Source organism: Parabacteroides sp. AF48-14 (assembly GCF_003477465.1).
In the GTDB taxonomy this organism is placed as follows: domain Bacteria; phylum Bacteroidota; class Bacteroidia; order Bacteroidales; family Tannerellaceae; genus Parabacteroides; species Parabacteroides acidifaciens.
Genome location: NZ_QUDI01000083.1, coordinates 1 through 3,749, shown reverse-complemented (window position 1 = coordinate 3,749; position 3,749 = coordinate 1). Strand labels below are relative to the sequence as shown.

At 36.0% G+C, this 3,749-nt stretch carries 2 protein-coding genes and 1 pseudogene; all 3 read right to left on the bottom strand.

All coding sequences use genetic code 11. The features are described 5' to 3' along the window. Positions 1-141: 141 nt before the first annotated feature. Positions 142-1,179, bottom strand: a complete 1,038-nt coding sequence (locus DW083_RS21685) for a hypothetical protein (RefSeq protein WP_122333799.1) — start codon at positions 1,177-1,179, stop codon at positions 142-144. A gap of 46 nt (positions 1,180-1,225) precedes the next feature. After that, positions 1,226-3,073, bottom strand: a complete 1,848-nt coding sequence (locus DW083_RS21680; RefSeq protein ID WP_147382180.1) for an InlB B-repeat-containing protein — start codon at positions 3,071-3,073, stop codon at positions 1,226-1,228. 299 nt (positions 3,074-3,372) lie between these two features. After that, positions 3,373-3,749, bottom strand: a pseudogene (locus DW083_RS22180) (hypothetical protein); the annotation flags it as partial.

The following is a 3,749-nucleotide window of genomic DNA, read 5'->3' as shown; positions in this document are numbered from 1 at the left end:
TTGCGCCTTTCCAACACCCGCATACTTTCACTAAAATCACTTTTTCGCATAAGCCTTTATCTATCTGATTAAAAATGATAAAGGTACAACAGATGGGGAGGGGGAAATGCTTTGTGTAGGCATCGAGTGTAAAGCCAGGTATTACTCTATAACAATTTTTCTTCCAGGCATCCCTTCCAATTTCAAAATCAATAGACCTGAAGGTACTCCAATAATACTATTCTCTCCTGCAGAAAGATGTACAACTTTAATTATATTACCAGAAAGATCAATCAAATATCCCTGTAATGGACGAGGTACATATATAGAAAGAATACTATTTAAACTCCATATTTTAATACTGTTCTCAATTTCAGTATTAGCTGTGGAATGATCCTTTACGATTCCGGTTACTTCTATTGTAGTATCAGTGGTTACATGCTTTATTATGTATTTTCCATCAACTTCACGAGAAACAATCTCTTCTCCATTTGCCAAGACTACCGGCTTTGAGTTTTGCATATATCCCTCATTAACGTACAGATAAAAGCCAAAAGCATAATCTTCAGCAACATCAAAACTTCCATTGCCGCTACTAAATGAAACACCTTCAATCTCCGGTATAATGACAGAATAGTAATTTGGAAGCGGCACCGGAGGATAATACGGTTCATTTTCAATTGTAAAAGATATAGTTTTTGCATCCATGGTATTTCCAGCTAAATCAACAGCATTTACCAACAACGTATGGTTTCCGGATTTACAAGGAAGAGTTATTGTTATTGGATCAGTAATACTTAAATCATCGTTTAGAACAGGCTCATTGTTGTCCAGAGTGTACTCATAGGATGCTATACCGCTTACATTATCCATAATTGTAAAGGTTGCACTAGTATAGTTCTTAGTAGTTAAGTCAACAATAGGTCCTGTTTTATCAAGAGCAACTGATAATTTGTCAGTCTTACTGTGAGAAAAGCTTTTAATAGTATATTCAAAATCATAATTACCTTCTTCACTTATTATTAGATCAATTTTAGAAGAAGCATCTTTCAATGCAACTTTTTCTCCCTCTATTGTAAATCCTTCCGGACATTCTATTTTGATATCAGAAGTATACCAACCATTATTACCTTTTGAACCATATGTAATACTTACATTCTGTTCTGAAGCTATATTCTGTATTATTTTAATATCTACCAATTCTTTATAATCAATAGTATAATTAGAAGCAATAAATAATTCATTATTAACAAGTTCTATTACTTTTTAAAGATAATACCCCATCTTTCTCAGCAAACTTATCATGATTATATGCCGGCACTTCACCTTCTTTTGCACCTCCAAATTGAATAGAGCTCTTAAACTTCTCAACTTCATCGCTATAAAGAACTTCTATTTCAGGATATATAATTCTTAATTTCCTTGGTTCTATTTTTAGTCCCACAGTAGCTGTTTTATCAGAAGAAGATATTCCATTGCTAAATTTGATTTTAATTTCATAAGCAGAGCCAACTTTCATTATAGAGCTATTAATTATCAACAAGTTATCTTCCAAAGACACACCATCAATCGTATTATCAACAAGCTCATACGATACAACCGGAAAAAAATCAACCTTCTCATCAATACAACTAACTAAAGTAGACAAATCTAACAGATATAGATCATCACCATAGTTCATTTCTATTTCCTTTGAACTGTCAACATTAAAAATATTAGATTTCCATATAGCATAGAGTTTAACAGATTCATTGCTTATTTTTATCTCAAATTTATTATCAATATATACTGCCTCTTTCGCATCAGGGGAAATGCTCCAGCCAACAAATAAATAACCATCACGTGTTGGCAAAGTATTAATAGCAACTTGAACATTACTCTCTGAAGTTGTTGAAATTTTAATAGGCATGCCATTTACATTTTCACCATTAGGATCAAAAGAAATATCATAAAACTGTATACCATCTATTACCACATCCTCCTTGTTATCATAAATAGTAATATTCCCATTATTAATAATAGTTCCCTTGTTTTCCACACTTCCATTAATAATCAAATTCCCGTTGTTAACAAAAGATCCTCCTGAATTAATCTCCAATGATCCACTATTTGTTAACTTAGTTCCTTCAGCAACCGTTAAGACTTCATCACTACATACCTCTAAGGTATATCCTTCTGGTATTTCAGCATCAGTGCTTAATACAGGTTTCCCATATACTCTACCAACTTTTGTCTGTTCATCAGTAAAAAACACGCCTATATATTCCGCTTGTACCTGTGTATTGAGTAATTCAATTCCATTGCTAATCACAAAAGCATTTCCTGGAACTCCATTCAGATTAGAGTAAAAATAAGCTGCCTTATTTTTATTGCAGGGATCTCCAATTCCATAGTATATATCACTATGAGCTGTTATTGTTCCACCATGAATTGTGATCTGAGTCTCCATTGGGTTATCAGGCAAAGTTTCAGCACCATCTATTCCTATTCCCATCCCATAACAACTCGATGAATTAATGATACCTCCATTTACAATTATATGTCCAAAAACACTTCCCTGACTGGCTCCTATACCGGCTCCAAAATAACTTTGGAGTAAATAACGACCTCCATTGATAACTAGCCTTGAACTATTATGACCGTGTATTGGCTCATAGTTATCCCAACCAATACACGCCCCATAAGTTGCTGTAATCATTAGATCATCATTGTTGGTTCCATTAATTACCAATTGCCCATTTACATTCGCTGGGGCAGATATAGCAGCTTTGATACGATCTTGATAGCTATTATCCAATATGTTACTTCCTTTGATAATAACATAAACATCTTTTGCTTTATTACAATCTATGGGTGACACACTTTTTATATTGACATCTTCCAATATAATAGTTATCTCATCTTGAGCGGTGGCGATAATACCATATTCCCATAGCTCTCCATTTGTAGTAAAATGGTACTCACCCCCTTCAGTGATTTGATAATTCTCTAAATGAGATCTTAAATCAATTACTTCATCCGCACTTACACGTTGTGTTAATACTAAAACCAAAAAAACAAAAACTAATATTCTCATTATTAATAATTTTCCCAATTCATTTTCAATTTATTCTCCAATACTAAATGTAAGACTACACCATATTTAAAACGCATAATAAACACTTTAATTATCCTTCTGTAAATCAAAACGTCTCCTCTTAAGTATTATCAGGTCAAAAGTACGACTAAACTAGTTATAAATCAAACCTTATATGTAAAGATTGTATCAAGACTGTAAAAACTCCGTCATTCTTTTGACTTCTCGCGTACCCTCGCTTTGAACTATTTCCAAAATGGAAACAGTTGCTTCCCGTGACAATTCGCCTTCTTCGAAGATATTGTTCAAGTGTTTGTTTATAGCAGATACACCGAATCCGGACGGGCATACCGTTCGATCAGTTGACGCATCCCCGTATTGATACCGATCTGGATCAGCCCCCCTGTTTTCCGCCGCCGGTAGACAAGCAGCCGCCCTCCGTCCTGGATATTCTCGCGTGTGAGGTGCACTAAGTCCGTAAACGGCATCCCGCAGGCCATAAAGCTGAACAGCGCCAGATCAACCGCCCCGGCCAGTTCCGGCTTTCCCCGCAGGTTCAGCCCGGCAATCCTCTCGACCACCTCGACCGGCACAGCCCGTTTTTTCGTCTCCTCCCGTTTCAGCCGCAGCCCCGCAAAAGGATTCTCCTTCCAACGGCCACCCGCCTCCCGGCAGGCTGCGTTATACATCGCCC